The organism is Halococcoides cellulosivorans (assembly GCF_003058365.1).
Taxonomy (GTDB): Archaea; Halobacteriota; Halobacteria; order Halobacteriales; family Haloarculaceae; genus Halococcoides; species Halococcoides cellulosivorans.
This window is the reverse complement of sequence record NZ_CP028858.1, coordinates 290,025-307,279: the sequence shown is the minus strand read 5'-3', so window position 1 is coordinate 307,279 and position 17,255 is coordinate 290,025. Positions and strand designations below refer to the sequence as shown.

Genomic DNA, 17,255 nt, shown 5'->3' with positions numbered 1-17,255 from the left:
TTAGGTTCGCCTAAATGGACCATGCAACTGACGCGGCGGGACGCGGTGGCCGCGCTCGCGGCGATCGGTGCGGCCGGCGGCGTCGGTGCGGGCGTCGCGCGATGGCAATCGGGCGAGCGGGGGGTCGACATCCGCGAGACGATGGTCGCGGTCGCAGAAGTGGTCTACCCCACCGAGGTCTCGGGCATCGAGGCGTTCGTCTCGGGGTATCTCGAGGGGCGCCTGGACGACAGCGACCGGGCCGAGGAGTTGCGCGAGACGGTCGCCACGCTCGACGAGCGCGCACGATCCTGGTACGACGCGCCGGTCCCGGAGTTGGAGCCCGGCGATCGGGACGAACTGCTCCGGGGTGTCGGTGCGGACACCGCCGACTCAGATCCCCAGGGGACGACCGCCGAGCGCGTCCGCTACTACGTCGTCAACGAACTCCTGTTGGCACTGTATGCCTCACCGACGGGCGGCGAACTCGTCGGTATCGAGAACCCCCCGGGGCATCCGGGCGGCATCACGAGCTACGCACGAGGATCCCAATGAGTACGACCGACGCGTCGAGTGTGGACCGATCGCCGGCCTCCGACGCCGACGTTTGTATCATCGGCGCTGGCCCTGCGGGCGCGCTCGTCGCCGACCGCCTCGCCGACGACCACGAGGTCGTGATCCTCGAAGCGGGCCCGCGATTCGAGTACGCCGACCGCCAGGAACGCATGGAGCGAGCGCTCCGGCCCGCCCACGACCGTCCGGACGTGTGGGACGTCGGCGGGCCTCGCGACGCGAGCACGTCGACCGACGGGTGGTTCTACCCGCTGAACCACCTCCGCGTCAAGGGTGTCGGCGGCTCGACGCTCGCCTGGCAGGGGATGGTGATGCGCCTCCACGAGGACGATTTCGCCTCCGGGTCGGCCCGCGGCGTCGGGCCGAACTGGCCGATCGAGTATAGCGATCTCCAGCCCTACTACGCGGCGGCCGAACGCGAGATCGGCGTCGCCGGCGCGGACACGCCCTATGCCCCACCCCGGGAGGAACCCCACCCGATGGGCCCGTTCGAGCCCTCCCACAGCGACGCGCTGTTCGCCGAGGCATGCGAAGCGGCCGACGTCGCGATGCACGCGGTCCCGAACGCGCGCAACGCCGAGCCCTACGACGGGCGTGGGCCTTGCGTGGGCTATGGCACCTGCCAGCCGGTCTGTCCCGCGGGCGCGAAATACGACGCGACCGTCCACGTCGAGCGCGCCGAAGACGCGGGCGCGACCGTGATCGATCGGGCTCCGGTCGAGCGCCTGGACCACGACGCTAAGCGCGTGACCGCCGCAGTGTACGCCACGCCCGACGGCGAGCGCCATCGCCAGGCCGCCGAGTCGTTCGTCCTCGCCGCCGGGGGCGTCGAGATTCCGCGGCTGCTCCTCCTTTCGGAGTCCGAACAGTTCCCCGACGGCCTCGCGAACTCCAGCGGCCTGGTCGGGAGCTACTTCATGGATCACCTGTTCGCGGGCACCGGCGGCGTCCTCGACGAACCGACCCGCCAGCACCACGTCGGGTTTACGACCAGCGAGTCCCACCAGTTCTACGACGACGCCGACGCGGATATCGGCCCGATCAAACTGGAGTTTCTGAACTACGCCGGCCCGTCGCCGGTCGAGAGCGCGCTCGCAGGCGACGACTGGGGCGACGCCCTCCTCGACGACCTGCGGGCCGACTACGGGACGAGCGTCGGCGTGGGCGCGCTCGTCGAGCAACTTCCGCGCGAAGACAGCACCGTCGGCCTCGACCCCGAGCGCACCGACGACCGGGGCAATCCCGTCCCGCGGATCGACTGGGCGGTCGGTGACCGCGCGCTCCGGACGATCGAACGCGCCAACGAGATTCAGGAGTCGATCCTCGACGCTCTGGGCGCGGAGATCACCTGGCAAGTCGGCCCCGACAACACCGGCCCCGCCGCCCACCAGATGGGGACGACCCGGATGGGGACCGACCCCACGAGTAGCGTCGTCGATGCGGACTGTCGGACCCACGACGTAGCGAACTGCTGGATCGCGTCGAGCAGCGTCTTCCCGACCAGCGGGGCGATGAATCCGACACTCACCATCGCCGCGCTCGCGCTCCGGGTGAGCGACGCGGTCGATGCGTGGCTGTGAGTGCTGATCGTGGCCACGAGTGTGTTTTAGGCGAACCTAAAACCTCAAGTGTGCCCAGCCGCTGGATCGGATATGAGCGCACCGAGCGCAGATCAGAGCGGGGCGGGGATGGCGGTCGAGGCGTCGGTCGAGGCGACCGCAGCGCCGTCGGCCGCCGGCGAGGATCGCTACACGTTCGACGACGTGAGCGTGGTGATGGGGACGTACAACGAGGAAGCCGCCGTCGAGACCGTCCTGACGGACATCGACCGGGTGACCGGGGGCCGCGCCAACGTCGTCTGTGTCGACGGGTCGAGCGATCGGACGCCCGAAATCGCTCGCGAGCACGGGGCACGCGTCATCGACCAGGAGCCCCAGGGCTACGGCGTCGCCGTCGAGCGCGCGCTCGCGGCGGCCGACCGGCCGGTGATCGTCACGACCGACTGTGACGATACCTACCCGATGGAGCAGTTGCCCGCGTTCCTGGAGGCGATCAACGCTGGCCGCGACGTGGTCAGCGGCGACCGACTCTCGGGTGGCGCGACGGCCATGCCGGCGGTCAACCGATGGGGCAACCACCTGTTCGCGGCGTTCGCGAGCGTCCTGCTCGGCGAGCGCGTCCGCGACACCACGACCGGGATGCGCGCGTACCGCCGCGAGGTCATCGAGTCGATCGAGTGGACCGAGAACACCGGCCTCTCGGCGGAACTGCTCATGCGTCCGCTCCTGCGGGACTACGACGTCGCAGAACGACAGATCCCCTACCGCGATCGGGCGGGCGAGACGACGCTCGACCCGCTCCGTGGCGGGGCCGAAATCGCCGCCTCGATCGGGCGGGTCTGGGTCGACGAGCGGTTCTAAGTCTTCTCCCCGCGATCAGTCGACGCGCGTCTCGAAACTGACGCCGTCGCGGTGGGTCTCCGGTCGATCGGGCAGATAGGTCCCCTCGCGCCCGCAGTCGGTCACGAGCGTACAGACCGAGCGTTCGGGCGGCCAGAGCGCGGCGACACGGCCGTTTGCGATGCGCACGTCGAGGTCCTGGCGATAGGTGAGCGTCCCGCCCGTGGGCTGGATCAGCGTGATCGTCAGGACGACGTGATCGGAATCCGCGAGTCCGACGCGCTCGTCGGGCAGCCCCGTCAGGCGTGCGCCGTCGGGCGACAGCGACCAGGGGACGGTCAGCGAACCATGGGGGTCGGCGATCGAGTGGGTGATCGAGCCCTCGCGGGTCTCCAGGCGCACCTGCGCAGCGGCGACCCGATCGGGGACGCCGACGCGGGTCTCGACGGACAGCGTCTCCGCACGCCGGATCGCGAGGTCCTCCAGACGCGGCGTCACGTCCCGATCCGGGCCCGAGGTCCACGTCCCCTGATAGGTGTATCGGTAGAGTTGGCGGTCGGGATAGGCGTCGATCACGTCGAACTGCTCGGCGGGCCCGCCCGAGAGCGCGTACACCACCGGGCCGTCGAGACCGGGGTCGTTCCGGAGCGGTTGAAACGGATGGTGGAGCCAGTCGCCATACGGCGTCGGCAAAAAGACCAGCGCGTGCTCGAAGTCGCTCTCTTCGATCGGCGCGTACGCCTCCGCGTAGCCGTCGGTGTGCGCGAGATTGCGCTCGACGGGGGTCGCCACCGCACTCGCCGCGGACACGCCCGCGATCAGGACGGCGAGTGCGAGCGCGACGCCGAGGGCCGCGCGCGCCGACTGCGAGCCGATCCGGTCGGCGAGTCGAGCGCGGAGACTGCGGCCCGCCCGCCAGACGGCGACGCTCGCGATACCGACGAACACCGCGACCGGCGCGAGCAGATCGAACTGATAGAACGGGCCGAACAGCGCGATCAGGCCGTCGGTCGGGTCGCCGATCGCGCCGAGGACGTTGTAGGTGCCCCAGAACGCGAGGTTGCCGACGACGACGCTCGCGACGACGGCGACGAGCAGGCCCCCCGCTCGAATCTCGCTCGACCGGTCGGCCCCGCGATCGGTCACCGGGCGGCCCTGCCACCAGCGCCGGGTAGCCACGGCCAGCCCCGCGACCGCCGCCAGCGTCCCGAGCGGCCCGGCGACGACCCAGCGCGTCCCGAGCTCCCAGAGCAGGTGCGCGTTCACGCGGACGGCGAGCGCGGGCGTGTACTCGATGGCGTGGCCCAGGATCTCGCGATGCCCGAACCCGGGGCCGTCCAGCGGCGCGAACGCGGCGTAGGGAAAGAGCAACGGATCGCCCGTCGTCGCGACGTTGTACGCGAGCGTGACCGCGACGCCCCCCAGCCCGCCGACGGCGGTGAGCGCGTGCCGACGCGCCGGGCCGAGATCGTGGCGGCGGAAGCCGCTGAGGACCCGCCACCCGGCGTGACAGACGAACGGCGCGGCGAACAACAGCGCGGTGTAGGGCCGAGAGAACACCGCGATACCGATCGCGACGCCCGCGAGCGCCGCGGCGATCGCCGAGTGCTCCCGAATCCCGTAGAGGTACGCGACCGCGAACGCGAGGGTGAACAGCGTCGTCGGCGCGTACGGTAAGAAGACCGAGGAGGTGAGCAGGGCCATCGGTGAGGCCGCGAAGGCCATACTCGCGACGAGGCCGACCCGGCGATCGACCGCGAGCGTGCCGAGCGCGCCGACGAGCGCGACGTTCGCGGCGGCGACGACCGCCAGCGTCACGCGCGGTTCACCGACCAGGCCCATCGAGACGGCATACAGCGCCGCCGGGACCGGCGAGTACTTCGGGTAGAGCCGGCCACCGTCGGCGACGAAAAACCAGGGCCGGACCGCGTCCGCGATCGATCCGGCCTGAATCGCGAGCTGGCCGTCGAGCAAGAGTGCGGCCTGCATGAGATAAACCGCCTCGTCGTGGTTGGTCGAGTGATACGGGAAGACCCACGCCGCGATCACGAAGGTCGCGAGGCCCGCGAGAAGCGAGACGAGCGCGACGGCGAGGGGGTATCGATCCCGGCGGACCAGCCACTCGCGGACGGTGCGTGCCGCGGCGGTCGACGAGCGAGGGACCGACACGCGATTTAGATCTCGACGCCGGCCTCGCGCATCAGGTCGATCGTCGGTTCGAGTTCCGAGAGTCGCGAGAGATCGACGTCTGGCACGTCGAGTTCGTCGACCGTCGGGAGGTCACCGATCGGATCGACGTCGGGAATCAGGGGGTACTCGAAGGTCGACCGCGCGAAGTAGTCCTGGGCCTCCGCCGAGAGGAGATGCCGCACGAAGTTCGCCGCGAGGTCGGGGTCGCTGGCGGTGTCGACGACCGCCGCACCGGCGACGTTGAACATCGCGCCCGCGTCGCCAGCGGTGAACGTCGTCGCGATGGGGGCCTCGGGCGACCCGTCGAGGACGCGCTGGATGTAGTAGTGATTCGTGAAGCCGGCGTCGAGGTCACCGTTCGCGATCGCTCGACAGACCGCGAACTCGTTGTTGTACTGCTGGATGCCCGCGGCGGTGACGCCCTCCAGCCACTCCAGGGTCGCCGCCTCGCCCTCCAGCAGGCGCATCGCGGTCACGAACGCCTGACAGGAGCCATAGCCAGGGGCCCAGCCCAGTCGTGCGTCGACGTCGGGGTAGGCCATGACGTCGCTGGGAAGGTCGCTCGCGGCGAGTGCGTCGGTGTTGTAGGGGATCGATCGGGCCCGCCCCGAGGTGCCGACCCACTGCTCGGTGCGAAACTCCTCGCGGACCATCTCACGGACCTCGCCCGGCAGCGCCTGCGTGCGGCCCTCCGCAGCGAGCGCGGCGAGCGCGCCGGCGTTGACCGAGTAGAACACGTCGGCCGCCGAGCCATCGCCCTCGTTTGTGATCTTGTTGACGTGATCGGTCGATCCGCCGTACCGGACCGACAGGGACAGGTCGTCGTACTGGTCGTCGATATAGCTCACGAGGTCACCGACGAGGAACTCCCCCCGGCCGGAGTAGACGGTCAGTTCACCCGAGAGCGCGGGCATCTCGTCCATCGACGTCCCACCCGGTGCGCCCCGACCGGACCGGCCCGATCCGATCTGGCCGACCGCGCCGCTCGCGTCCTCGCCACTGTCGCCCCCGATCAGGCCCGAACAGCCCGCGAGACCGGCGACACCGGCCGTACTCGCGCCCGCGAGGAACCGTCGTCGATCAATCCAGTCGGTCGCGTCGTGCATATTTTTAGGCTTGCCTAAATACAGTTAACCGTGTCGATTCAGTCGTCCGCGACCGCGGGGACCCGTTCGAGGGCGTTCAGACAGTCCAGCCAGTCGTGCAAGCAGGTCCCACACTGGTGGAGGAACTCACCGTTGCGGTAGGCGTCGGAGTCGGCCGCCTCCAGTCGATCGGCGACCGCACGCGCGACGGAGGCGTAGTCGTCGGCCTCCGAACCCGCCTCGTCGACGAGTCGCCAGAAGTGCTCGTTGAGTTCCAGGCCCGCGACTTCGTTGTGGAGGTCGTCGAACGTCGACCGGGCGGCCTTGTTGTGCTCACACAGCGGTTGGCCGTTGTAGATCTGCCGGCCGAGGACATCGCACGCCCGCTTGAGGACGACGCCGCTCCAGATGTCGTCGAACCGCCCGACCGCCCACTCGTTGTCGTCCATCGGGAACTGATAGAAGGCAGGAATGACCTCCCGGCGGAAGGCGAGATTCATCGAACAGACCGTGAGATACTGGCCCGCTGCGGCGACGAAATCGTCGTCGAAATCGTCAGCGGTCGTCCGGGTCTGGGCCTGGCCCTCCAGGTCGCCGTCCATGAGAATGCGCACGGCGTCCAGGTCCGGAACGTTCGTCCACAGACCCTGCGAGGCGACGACCGACCCGCGATCGATCGTGGTGGTGTCGGTCTCGACGGTCTCGTCCATCGCGGCATAGGGATATCCACGTGGGTAGAGTCCGTGCTCGTCGGCGTTCTGGTAGAGCACGTTCACCCACCGCTCGTCGGACTCGACGGCTTCGATCGAGCCCTCGAAGGCGAGATTGTGGAAGTGACGCCCGAAGAAGTCCACCTCGGGATGGGGAAGCGTGTCGTCGTCGATGAACACCCCGATCTCGAAGGTCGGGTTCGCCCACATGTAGAGGAGTCCGAAACTCGTCTCGGCGTGACTCGCGGCAGGGACGACGTGGCTGTACTCGGCGACGCCCTGGTCGTCGTACCACTGTTCGCGGGCCGTCGCGTCGAACACCGTGCCCGAGACGCCCAACTCGTCGAGCATCGTCTCCATGGCCCCGGTCTCACAGAAGTCCTCGGTGACGAGCACGAAATGGAGTCGCGAGACGTCGACGCCGTGCTCGCGGGCGTTCCGAACGTACGCACGCACACACTCGTACTCGCGTATCGTCGGGACGATCACACAGACGTCGCGCTCGACCGCGGGGGGCGATGGTGACATGGCCAGCCGTAATTTAGGCTTTCCTAAAAAGATAGTGATCCAGGTCGATCGAATCGGCACTCTGTGCGTTCGACCGGCGAGACGGCCGCGAGCGGGCGATCGACCGGTCTCCCGGCAGACCCATCCGGACCGGTCACAGAATGTTTCGAGAATTCTCCACTCATAAATATTTAGTTGAATTCAATACGAACCGCCGACAATCATCAACTGGAATCGAGGTGAACGGCCAATGGCACTGCCAGCGAACCCAGCCAGTTCCTGGCTGCAGCGCACCGGATTCCCTCGACTGTTCGAGACCAGCGGTACCGACTACGAACTGTACGAACAGGACGACGAGTTCGTGCTCAGCGTCGAGTTGCCCGGATTCGATCCCGCGGAGATCACGGTCACGTGGGACGACGGGGTCCTGAACGTCGCCGCCGAGCACACCGAGGAGTCGCGTGGCGAACGGCGTACGTATCACCGCCGGTTCCGGTTCCCGAAGACGATCGCGGACGACGACATCGTGGCCGACTACGAGAGTGGCCTCCTCGAAGTGACCCTGCCGGTCGAGCGCGGTGCGACCACACAGGGCAAAGAAATCGAGATTCGGACGTGACTGTCGCGACCGGTCGTCCAGACCGGTTCCCCCTCCTTCCCCCCACGCCCCGGTTTGGGGTCTCGACGTTCCATACGGACCCAGCGCCGCCGAAACGCGGACCAACGGCTAAGGCCGACTGGCCCGTTCTGGTCCCATGACCCTCGATCGCTCGTGGGGCCTCGTCGCGGTGATCGGGACCGCGATTCTCGCAGCCTCGCTGATCGATCCCGGCATCGCCGGCCCGGCCGGTGAAGGGCCACTCGGTGGCCTCGCAGTCACAACCTGGCTGCACGTGCTGGGCTACACCGCACTGACGGCGGCGCTGCTCGGCGCGGTCGGTGATCGGCGCTTCGGCATCGTCGTCGCGCCGGTCGTCGCGATCGCCGTCGGCGCGGGCATCGAACTGTTGCAGTGGCCACTGGCGTGGCGGACCGCGAGCGTCGCCGACGCGACGGTCAATGCCATTGCGGCGATCACGATGACGGCGGTCTGGCCGGCCTGCCGGCGCGTCCGGGGAGCGGTGGGTGACGGGAAAGACGCCGACGCTACCGGCGACGCCGCTGGGAAAACGGGTGACGACTGACCGCGAGACGCCTTATTCGCCCCAGTCCTCTTCGAGTTCGGGCGCGACGTCGAGTTCGACGGGATCCTCGTCGACGACTTCGAGTTCGGCCCCACACGTTCCGCAGTCGACGATTTCGCCGATCTCGACGGAGTCGGGCAACGATACATCCGCGGCGCACTCGGGACAGGTGCTCATACCGACGCCTTCGCGCGGCCGAACTTGAATCTGGCCGTTCGGCGGTCGGGACCGTCGGCGCTCGACACGCTCACCGGAACAGTGCGCCGAACAGTTTGCCCTCGGCCCGACGGATGTGATCGCGGACGGTCGACTCCGTAATGTCGAGTGCGTCGCCGATCTCGCTCGCGGAACTCGCGCGTGGCTGTTCGAAATAGCCGCGGTGGACGGCCGTTTCGAGCACCTCGCGCTGCCGATCGGTCAGATCCGCGCGTTCGAGGATCGCCGTCGTCACGTCCTGGCCGCGTTCGAGCACGCTCGACCCGTCGGGGCGGTCGCGCTCGCGACGCCACATCGTACTGACGGGGCCGACCCGCTCTTCGAGCAGGTCCAGAATCGCCTCGATCGGGCGGCGCGGCGTACACTCGACGATGATCTCCGTCCCGGCGGCGGTCGCGACGACCGACTCGACGAGCACGCCCGCGCCCGCGAGCAGGGTCTCGGGGGTCGGCCCGTCGAGCAGCACCTCCAGGCGGACCGGTCCGTCCGCCGGCCCGTAGGCGGTGATCGTCTGGACGCCCGACTGCTCGGCGAGCGCCTCGCGAAAGGCGTCGGCCTCGAGGTCCCGCAGCGTGACGAACTGGCGGACGATGTCGCCTGTCGGGACCGTCCCGCGCACGGAGACCCGGGCGTCGTCGTCGGCGTCGATCGCCGCGAGCGCGGCGGTATAGGGCGTTCCGTTCGCGATGCGAACGCCGAGTTCGATCGCGCGCTCGGCGATCAGCGCGCCCTCGGTCTCGATGGCGTGGATCGCGACGGCGATCAGGTCGGCGGTCTCGACGAGGAGGTCGCGCTCGGCGTCGTCGATCGGTTGCTCGTGCTCGACGACGAGGACGGCTTCGAGCACCTCGCGGAACGCGATCGGGACGGCGAGCGTCCATCGGTCGTCGATGGCCTCGCTCGCGGGCGACTGGGTCGCCGCCGCGCGGATCGCCGGGTGTGGGTCGCGCTCGTCCTGTTCGCGCGGCAGGTCGGGCAGTGGCTCTGCCCCGCCCGAGTCGGCCGTGACCGCGAACGACTCGCCGTCGATCCGACCCAGCCAGACCCGCCGCGTCCCACGCCGGTCGGCCAGCCGGTCGACGAGCGTGGTCTCCAGTTCCGACCGTGAGCGCGCCTCGCTCGCGATGTGCGCGATCGCGCGCCGGAGCGACCGATCGCGGGCCAGGCGGCGGCGGTCGCGCGAGCGCTCGGTGACGTCACGGATCGACACACAGACTGCGGGCCCGTCCGCCAGCCCGACGGCCCGCCAGTCACAGATCCGCACCGCGCCGTCGCTGTCGACGACGCTCGCCTCGATCGAGACTGGCTCGACGGGTGGTTTTTCGATCAACGCGGCGATCCGCCGTCGATCGGCGGGATGGACGATCTCCTCGACGAGATCGCGATCGGCGAGTGCGGCGCGGTCGAACCCCGTCAACGCGATCAGGCGATCGTTGAACGCCTCCAGCCGTTCGGGCGAGAGGATCGCGACGGCGTCCGGGATGGCCTCGATGCCGACACGCCCGGTCTGATCGGTCCCATCGGCCCCTCCAGCGTCTTCCGCTCCCGTGTCCGCCGCGCTCTCGACGGCCGAGCGCACCCAGGTGACGAACACGGCGGGCTCCTCGGCGGCGGACTCGAACAGGACGTGATCGGTCACGCCCGCTTCGATCGCGCCCGCGGCGAGATCGCTCCGCCCGTCGTCGGCGATCAGGACGATCGGCACGCTGGGATCGGCCTCGCGGAGGCGACTCAACAGGACGTGGACGTCCGCGACTTCCAGCCGATAATCCGAGACGAGACAGTCGACGCCGCCCTCGGCGATCGCCGCCTCGGCGGCCTCGACGTCCTCGACGGTCCTGACCTGGATCGATCCGTCGTAGGATTCGACGCGGCGAGCGATCAGATCGGCCCACTCCGGGCGGTCGTGGACGAACAGGACGGTCAGGTCAGTCACGGGTGACCCTCCCGGCGTGGGGCGATCGCGCGTGCATACCCGGAGCTACGACGGCCGGGGTCAAAACGGTGTTCGCAGGGCGGGACCCGACAGGCACAAGCGGGTCGGGCCCGGCGTGCGAGTGATGAGCGACGAACGGCTGGCGAGAATCCTCGAACGGCCCGTCGAACCCTCCGGGGAGGGGTCCGTCGAGGTGATCGGGACGGCCCACGTCTCCCCGGAGAGCGTCGCAGAGGTCGAATCGCGCATCGCCGAGCGCGATCACGACGTCGTCGCCGTCGAACTCGATCGGGGGCGGTACCGGCAGTTCAAAGGCGAGACGCCCGACGACCTCGACCCGGACGACCTGCTCGGCGGGCGGACGCTGTATCAGTTCATCGCCTACTGGATTCTCTCCTACGTCCAGGCGCGGATGGGCGAGAAGTTCGACATCGAACCCGGCGCGGACATGCTCGCCGCCGTCGAGGCCGCCGAACAAGAGGATAGCGGCCTCGCACTCGTCGATCGAGACATCCAGACGACGATCCAGCGGTTCTGGACCCGGTTGACGTTCCGCGAGAAGGCACGCCTGCTCGGCGAAGGCCTCGCAGAGATGGGCGCGCCAGTGACGACGGCGTACACCGCGGTGGGGACCGTCGCATTCATTCTCGCCGTGCTCGTGACGATCGCGATCGGCCCCGTCGTCGTCGAACCGGGCGTCGTCCCCGGGGCGCTCGTCGGGATCGTCGACCTCGCGGTCATCTGGGGTGCCCTGACGATCGCTGGCGGGACGCCGCTGGCGCTCTGGCTCAACTGGATCTACGACCCCGAGGCCGTCGAAGAGTTCGACATCGAGGACATCACCGACACGGACGTGCTGACCGCGATGCTCGAAGAGTTTCGGCGGTTCTCACCGGGCGGCGCCGAGGCGCTGATCGACGAGCGCGACGCGTATCTCGCCCACAACCTGATCGCCTTGCGCGAGGCGGGCTACAACGTCATCGCCGTCGTCGGCGCGGGCCACCAGGCCGGCATCGAGGAGTATCTCGCGGACCCCGAGACGCTGCCCACGATGGACTCGCTGACCGGCGAGATCGACAGGTCGGGCCTGCCCTGGCTGAAGATCGTCGGCTACGTGTTCACCGTCGGCTATCTCGCACTCTTTGGCCTCCTGATCCTCGGCGGCGCCTCCCAGCAGTTCCTGCTGGGCCTGTTCGCGGTGTGGTTTCTGGTCAACGGCATCGCCGCGGCGGGCATGGCGAAACTCGCGGGCGCGCGCTGGACGAGTGCGCTCGTCGGCGGTGCCGTCGCCTGGATGACGAGTCTCAACCCCGCGCTCGCGCCGGGGTGGTTCGCGGGCTACGTGGAGTTGCGCTCCCGACCGGTCAACGTCAGCGACATCGGGACGCTCAACGAGATCCTTGCCGACGAGGAGGCCACGCTCATGGAGTTGCTCGCGAGACTGCGCGCGGTGCCACTCGCCCGACTCATCCTCGTCGTCGCGATGACGAACGTCGGAAGCATGATCGCGAGCGGCCTGTTCCTCCTCATGTTGCCCCGCCTCTCCGAGGAGATCGGGTCGGGCGAGGAGTTTCTGGGCCTGCTTCGCCAGGGGATCGTCAACGGCTGGGGCATCGTCACCGACGTGCTCGCCCAGGTCGTGGGGCTGTTCTAACCCGTGGCCGACGTTCCCGGACCGTTCGATCGGCAGGAGCTACGCGACCTCGGGGCCGCGTGGGCCGCGCTCACGGTCGCGTTTACGATGGCGCTCGACCCCGCGATGCAGCCGCCCCGAATCTTCGACGCCGCGCCGACGGTGATCGTCGAGGCCCTGCTAGCGAGCGCGGTGGTCGTCGGCGCGGGCGTGATCGGCCACGAACTCGCCCACAAAGCCCTCGCCCGTCACTACGGCCAACAGGCGGCGTTCCGGGCGACCTACCCCTGGCTCGGCCTCTCGATCCTGGCGGGCGCGGCGGGTTGGATCGTCGCCGCGCCGGGCGCCGTGTATCATCGCGGCCGGATCACGGCCCGCCAGCGCGGCCTGATCGCGCTCGCGGGCCCGGCCTCGAATATGGCCTTCGCGATCGGATTCGCCGGCCTGTTGGTCGTCCCCGGCCTCTCGCGAATCGCGGTCCTCGGCCTGTTCGTGAACCTCCTGCTCGCGGGGTTCAACATGCTCCCCGCGGGCCCGCTCGACGGCCGGTCGGTGCTCGACTGGCACCGGGGCGTCTACGCCGTGAGCGCTCTGCTCACGGTCGGTCCCGCGGCGGCGTTCATGCTCCTCCCGCTGCTATGAGGTGCTGTCGAGTAGAAACCGACCCGATCAGATGCCGTTGATCACGTCACCCAGCCCGGGCGTGTTGTTCCCGCCGCCACCGTCGGTCGCCGCCTGCTGAGCAGGGCCTTCCTCGAACGGCTGGACGACGACGAAGCCCTCCGAGCCCGTAAAGTCGAGCTGGTAGGACTCGCCAGAGGACTGGCCGACCATGTCCTTGAGGTTCCGGTCGACGTTGCTGCTCGGGGTGGTGTTCGCCCAGGCGACCGTCGCGTCCGGATCGGTCCGGACCGGCGGTTCGAGCACGATCGGTTCGCCGTGGGTCGTGAGTGCGATCTTGCCCGGGCCTTCGAGGAAGACGTTCGTCAGCCCACCCGTCGAGACCCCCGAGAGACTGTCGATCAGGCCGATCGAGTAGTCGACCCGCGACTCGAAGGCGAGAATGTCCTCACCGTTGACCGACAGCTCCTGGCCCGCGTCGAGTTCGAGCACCTGGACGTTTTTGCCCTGGTCGGCAAGATACAGATGGCCCGTCCCTTCGGCCTCCATGACTGGCGTCCCCTCGCTGGTGAGTTTCGACTTGACCATCCCCTTCAGGCCGCCCTCGGCCGAGGACTTCCCCGTAAAGGAGAGGTTCCCGTCGTAGGCGACCATCGACCCGGCCTTGGCCATCACCGTGCCGTCGACGGCCACGTCGAGGAGTTTGCTGTTTTCGAGGTCGAACTGTTCGGCACTGTCCTGTGGAGCGTGTTGCTCCGCGAATCCGGCAAGATCCATCGTTTTCAGCCGCCACGTGGCGGTCGACCGATCCGTCGGCGGGGTGGGTTTTATATATTATCATATTCAGTCGAACTGATAACGAGAACAACGATTTAATAGTGCGGCTGACCGAGAGTTCCCTACGAATGACCGAGCGCGGGCCACTCGACGTCTCGGCGGTCTACGGGCTCTATCTCGGGGCACTCGATCTCGATGCCGAGCGTCGACTGCCCGCAGCGGGCACCCTCTTGCTCGGGGCCAGGGCCGGTCTCGCGCCGAGCGAGATCGAACATTTCGACCCGGCGTGGCTCGACCGCGACCGGATGACGGTCACGATTCCCCCGCAGACGGACTGTGACTGTGAGGCGTGTGCCGACGGAGAGCCGGGCGTCTGGACGCCACCCGAGACGCGGGCGGCGCGGACCATCCCGGTCGGCTTTTCGGCCCGTCTCGCGGCGCTGGTCGACGCCATCGAGGGCTCGATCACTGACGTCGAGGGGCTACTCGCAGACGCCGCCCGGGCCGCTCCGGGGCTCGATCCGGCGGATGTCGACGGCGATCGCCTGGCACGCACGGGCGTGCAGTTCTTCCTCGACGTGGGTGTTTCCCGAGAGGGCATCGCGCGGCTCGTCGGTCGGGACCCCTGGTCGATGCCAGGGGTGATCCGCCGGCCCGACGCGAGTGCGACGGCACTCTACCGCGAGCGGGACCCACCGACCACGATCGACAGCGTCGAGGCGTTTCCGCTCACCTTCGATCCGACGACGTTCGAGGCCGAACCGGTCGATCCGGGCGACGCGCCCGAACCGTCGATCGGTGGGCCCTACGGTGCGGGCGTCGACCGGGCCGACGGCGAGTTGGGCCAGGCAGTCCGGCGGGCCGAACGCCGCCGCCACGGCTTGCCCGATCCGACACCGACCGAGACGGCCAGCGAACCCGCCCCCGCGAGCAGCCCCGAACAGTTGCTCACGAAGCCGCTGGTCGCGAACGTCACCGCGCGGTTCGTCTCCGACGCGCTCGACCGCGAAGGAGTGGTCGACGGGCGCATCCTCCTGGGCCAGGAACAACTGCTGGCGTTCACCGAGACCGCGAGTGCCGCCTTCGGAGACACCGACACCGAACGCCTCCTGATCCCGCTGGAGGCCGTCTCCGACGTGGGCTTCGATTACGTCCCCAGCGACCTCTCGGCGGAGTTCGAGTCGTCGATCGCGATCGCGCACCGACACGGCGACGATCAGCACGTCCTGTTGATCGAACTCGCGCCGAGCAAGCAGTACAAGTTCCGGTCGGTCCTCTTTCGCCTCCTCTTCAACGTCACGCCCGCGGACGTGGCCAACCCCGTGTCGATCGACGGCGCCGACACGGGCGAGCACGCCGCCGAGATGATGCTGTACGTCCGCCCGACCGAGATCAGGTTCGGCGCGCCGACCGGCGACGCCGAAGAGTTCACCGTCCCGCTGGGTCAGGTCGTCCACGTCGAGCGCGACCACGAGTACGTCGACACCGACAAGCGCCGCGTGCTCTATGTCAGCTACCTGCTCGACAACCGGATGCTGACGGCGATGGTCGCACTCCGGGACGACCGCCTGCAGACACTGTTCGAGCGGTTTCTCAAGCGATCGTTTCAAGATCAGGTCAACGAGATCGAAGGGATCGCGCTCTCGGCGGGCGAGCGTGACGTCCTCGCCGCGCTCGCCAGCGCCGACGCCCGCCCCGATCTGGCCGCGCTCCTCGACGTCGACGCCGATCGCCTCGACGCGATCCTGGACACACTCGGCGCGAAATCGCTCGTCGAGGTCGGCCAGTCGGGAACGGCGCTCACGGGTCGCGGGTATCTGACGGCCGTCCGCCGGACCGACGCCGAGCGGTGACAGAGCGGGACAGCCGAGCGATCGGGCCAGCGCAGACCGATAGATCGATGCCGCTGGGCGCGAACGGCCCGGCATGGGCATTCTGGACTGGCGACCCTGGGATTCGCGGACCCGCGTCGGGATCTTCGTCGACGGGCCGAACGTGTTTCGCGACGAGTTCGACGTCGATCTCGACGAGTTGCGCGAGCGCGCTCGCGATCGGGGCCAGTGCGCCGTCACACGGCTGTACGTGGACGAACACGCCACGCCGGGGCTGATCCAGGCCGCCGAAGAGCGTGGCTTCGAGGTCGTGACCACCAGCAACGACGTCGACGTCCGCCTGGGCATCGAGGCGGTCGAACTCGTCTGTGAGGGGGCGCTCGACACGCTGATCGTGGTCTCACGAGACAGCGACTTCAAGCCCGTCCTCGAAGTCGCCCGACGACACGGCGTCCACACGGTCGCGATCGCGCCCGGCGATCACGGCCGGTCGGACGCCCTCCAGACCGCCGCCGACGAGGCGTTCACGCTTTCTCCGTGAGTTTATTGCAGTGAAAGTATTACCTGCAGTATGGATTTCAATCTGACCAGGCGAAAGCTGCTCGCGGCAGGTGGGGCAGGGGCAACTGTCGCTGGCGCGGGTGTGTTTGGAATGGTCGATCCGCTGGATTTGTTTCAGCGGGATGGCGGGTCACCAGTGGAGTGGATCGGCGAAGAGATGGCCCTGGACCACGAGAAAGACTGGCAGAACGGGCTCGTCTGCTGGGATCAGTCGCAGTACGAACGTATCGAGAGAAAACTTTCGCCCGATCGGCGGCCGCTGTTCATAGAAAACGCGCGCCCTCGGCCAAGGGCGCAGTTGTTTCAAGACGCGATATCCGTCAACGAGGCACTGTTCTCGTCGACATCGGTCGGGCAGGGATTCGCGACGACCGGTGAAATCGACGTGGACTCGCTGGTGTCCCAACAGTTCGAAGATCGACAACTCCGCGAAGCGTTGATGCACCCGTCGAAAATTCTCGATGTCACCGTCGAAGCGGACGACTCCTATCGAGGGCTCGACGTCTATCGGCAGCGGTTTGTGAAGCCCGGACCAACCAGGGCGATTGCGTTGAACGAATCGATGGTCGTCGTGTCCAACCTGTTAGATGATCCCGCAGCGGCTGTCGAGTCCGTCAAATCGCTCGTGGACACCCGATTAGACAGTTCAAAGCGCATGACGAAGACGAACGACGATTTCGGTCGGTTTATCTCACTGCTCGACCCTGGATTCGTGTCAGAAATATCATTCCACAATTCAAATATGTTCTTCGGGTCGACCGCCGGATTCGACGGCGATGCAGGGGTTATACGAGAGGTATCATTTGATCCAGAGCGGATCAGGGCCGACTGTACGGACGAGGTCGAACAGTTCATCGACGAGGTGATCGATCGGTACGAGCAACGCGGCACCGATTTTTTCGACCCAATTACTGACATTAACGTGGAGACCTCCGACGGAGTTGGCGTCATCGAACTCTCCGCACCCTTGCACGAACTCCAGGATCTCTTCTGGTCAGCCAACTTCATCGATCGGGGCGCGTTCTCTGTATGCTGACGACACGGCTTCGATG

16 protein-coding genes are annotated in these 17,255 nt (G+C 68.1%); 10 read left to right on the top strand and 6 right to left on the bottom strand.

The window, feature by feature from the left end; translation table 11 throughout:
* Window positions 1–21 precede the first annotated feature (21 nt).
* The 3 genes from HARCEL1_RS01485 to HARCEL1_RS01475 all read left to right on the top strand — a co-directional run bounded on the left by HARCEL1_RS01485 (window position 22) and on the right by HARCEL1_RS01475 (window position 2,972).
* A complete protein-coding gene (locus tag HARCEL1_RS01485; RefSeq protein ID WP_108380850.1) occupies window positions 22–534 on the top strand; it encodes a gluconate 2-dehydrogenase subunit 3 family protein in 513 nt (170 codons plus the stop codon).
* Window positions 531–2,132, top strand: coding sequence for a GMC family oxidoreductase (locus HARCEL1_RS01480; RefSeq protein ID WP_108380849.1), 1,602 nt, complete (start codon window positions 531–533; stop codon window positions 2,130–2,132). The genes HARCEL1_RS01485 and HARCEL1_RS01480 overlap by 4 nt, the downstream gene beginning before the upstream one ends.
* Before the next feature lie 72 nt (window positions 2,133–2,204).
* Complete coding sequence (locus HARCEL1_RS01475) at window positions 2,205–2,972, top strand: dolichyl-phosphate hexose transferase (protein ID WP_108380848.1); 768 nt, start codon at window positions 2,205–2,207, stop codon at window positions 2,970–2,972.
* 15 nt (window positions 2,973–2,987) lie between these two features.
* Here the strand turns inward: HARCEL1_RS01475 and HARCEL1_RS01470 are convergent, their stop codons facing one another.
* From HARCEL1_RS01470 to HARCEL1_RS01460, 3 genes are read right to left on the bottom strand one after another with little or no spacing between them, the layout of a single operon-like run.
* Complete coding sequence (locus HARCEL1_RS01470; protein ID WP_233357373.1) at window positions 2,988–5,120, bottom strand: DUF7846 domain-containing protein; 2,133 nt, start codon at window positions 5,118–5,120, stop codon at window positions 2,988–2,990.
* Between the two features lie 5 nt (window positions 5,121–5,125).
* Window positions 5,126–6,247, bottom strand: coding sequence for an extracellular solute-binding protein (locus tag HARCEL1_RS01465; RefSeq protein WP_108380847.1), 1,122 nt, complete (start codon window positions 6,245–6,247; stop codon window positions 5,126–5,128).
* Window positions 6,248–6,285: 38 nt separating this feature from the next.
* Window positions 6,286–7,464, bottom strand: a complete 1,179-nt coding sequence (locus tag HARCEL1_RS01460; RefSeq protein WP_108380846.1) for an alpha-1 4-glucan-protein synthase — start codon at window positions 7,462–7,464, stop codon at window positions 6,286–6,288.
* 229 nt (window positions 7,465–7,693) lie between these two features.
* Between HARCEL1_RS01460 and HARCEL1_RS01455 the strand changes: the two genes are divergently transcribed.
* A complete protein-coding gene (locus HARCEL1_RS01455) occupies window positions 7,694–8,062 on the top strand; it encodes an Hsp20/alpha crystallin family protein (RefSeq protein ID WP_108380845.1) in 369 nt (122 codons plus the stop codon).
* Between the two features lie 136 nt (window positions 8,063–8,198).
* The gene (locus HARCEL1_RS01450; RefSeq protein ID WP_108380844.1) at window positions 8,199–8,627 is read left to right on the top strand and encodes a VanZ family protein; all 429 of its coding nucleotides are present in this window, start codon (window positions 8,199–8,201) and stop codon (window positions 8,625–8,627) included.
* Window positions 8,628–8,639: 12 nt separating this feature from the next.
* On the opposite strand, the gene lysW is transcribed toward HARCEL1_RS01450, so the two are convergent.
* Together lysW and HARCEL1_RS01440 are read right to left on the bottom strand one after the other, a co-directional pair.
* Window positions 8,640–8,804, bottom strand: coding sequence for a lysine biosynthesis protein LysW (gene lysW, locus HARCEL1_RS01445; RefSeq protein ID WP_108380843.1), 165 nt, complete (start codon window positions 8,802–8,804; stop codon window positions 8,640–8,642).
* A gap of 70 nt (window positions 8,805–8,874) precedes the next feature.
* On the bottom strand, window positions 8,875–10,779 hold the full coding sequence (locus HARCEL1_RS01440) for a bacterio-opsin activator domain-containing protein (protein WP_108380842.1): 1,905 nt from the start codon (window positions 10,777–10,779) through the stop codon (window positions 8,875–8,877).
* 124 nt (window positions 10,780–10,903) lie between these two features.
* Here HARCEL1_RS01440 and HARCEL1_RS01435 point away from each other — a divergent pair, with 124 nt between their 5' ends.
* Window positions 10,904–12,433: a TraB/GumN family protein gene (locus HARCEL1_RS01435; RefSeq protein WP_108380841.1), complete on the top strand. Its 1,530-nt coding sequence runs from the start codon at window positions 10,904–10,906 to the stop codon at window positions 12,431–12,433.
* A 3-nt stretch (window positions 12,434–12,436) separates the two neighbouring features.
* Window positions 12,437–13,054, top strand: a complete 618-nt coding sequence (locus tag HARCEL1_RS01430; protein WP_108380840.1) for a metalloprotease — start codon at window positions 12,437–12,439, stop codon at window positions 13,052–13,054.
* Between the two features lie 27 nt (window positions 13,055–13,081).
* Here HARCEL1_RS01430 and HARCEL1_RS01425 read toward each other — a convergent pair whose 3' ends face one another.
* A complete protein-coding gene (locus HARCEL1_RS01425; protein WP_108380839.1) occupies window positions 13,082–13,810 on the bottom strand; it encodes an AIM24 family protein in 729 nt (242 codons plus the stop codon).
* Window positions 13,811–13,938: 128 nt separating this feature from the next.
* Between HARCEL1_RS01425 and HARCEL1_RS01420 the strand changes: the two genes are divergently transcribed.
* The 3 genes from HARCEL1_RS01420 to HARCEL1_RS01410 all read left to right on the top strand — a co-directional run bounded on the left by HARCEL1_RS01420 (window position 13,939) and on the right by HARCEL1_RS01410 (window position 17,239).
* Complete coding sequence (locus tag HARCEL1_RS01420; RefSeq protein ID WP_108380838.1) at window positions 13,939–15,663, top strand: CheF family chemotaxis protein; 1,725 nt, start codon at window positions 13,939–13,941, stop codon at window positions 15,661–15,663.
* A gap of 73 nt (window positions 15,664–15,736) precedes the next feature.
* Window positions 15,737–16,183, top strand: a complete 447-nt coding sequence (locus tag HARCEL1_RS01415) for an NYN domain-containing protein (protein ID WP_108380837.1) — start codon at window positions 15,737–15,739, stop codon at window positions 16,181–16,183.
* 30 nt (window positions 16,184–16,213) lie between these two features.
* Window positions 16,214–17,239: a hypothetical protein gene (locus tag HARCEL1_RS01410; RefSeq protein ID WP_159076969.1), complete on the top strand. Its 1,026-nt coding sequence runs from the start codon at window positions 16,214–16,216 to the stop codon at window positions 17,237–17,239.
* Window positions 17,240–17,255: the final 16 nt, after the last annotated feature.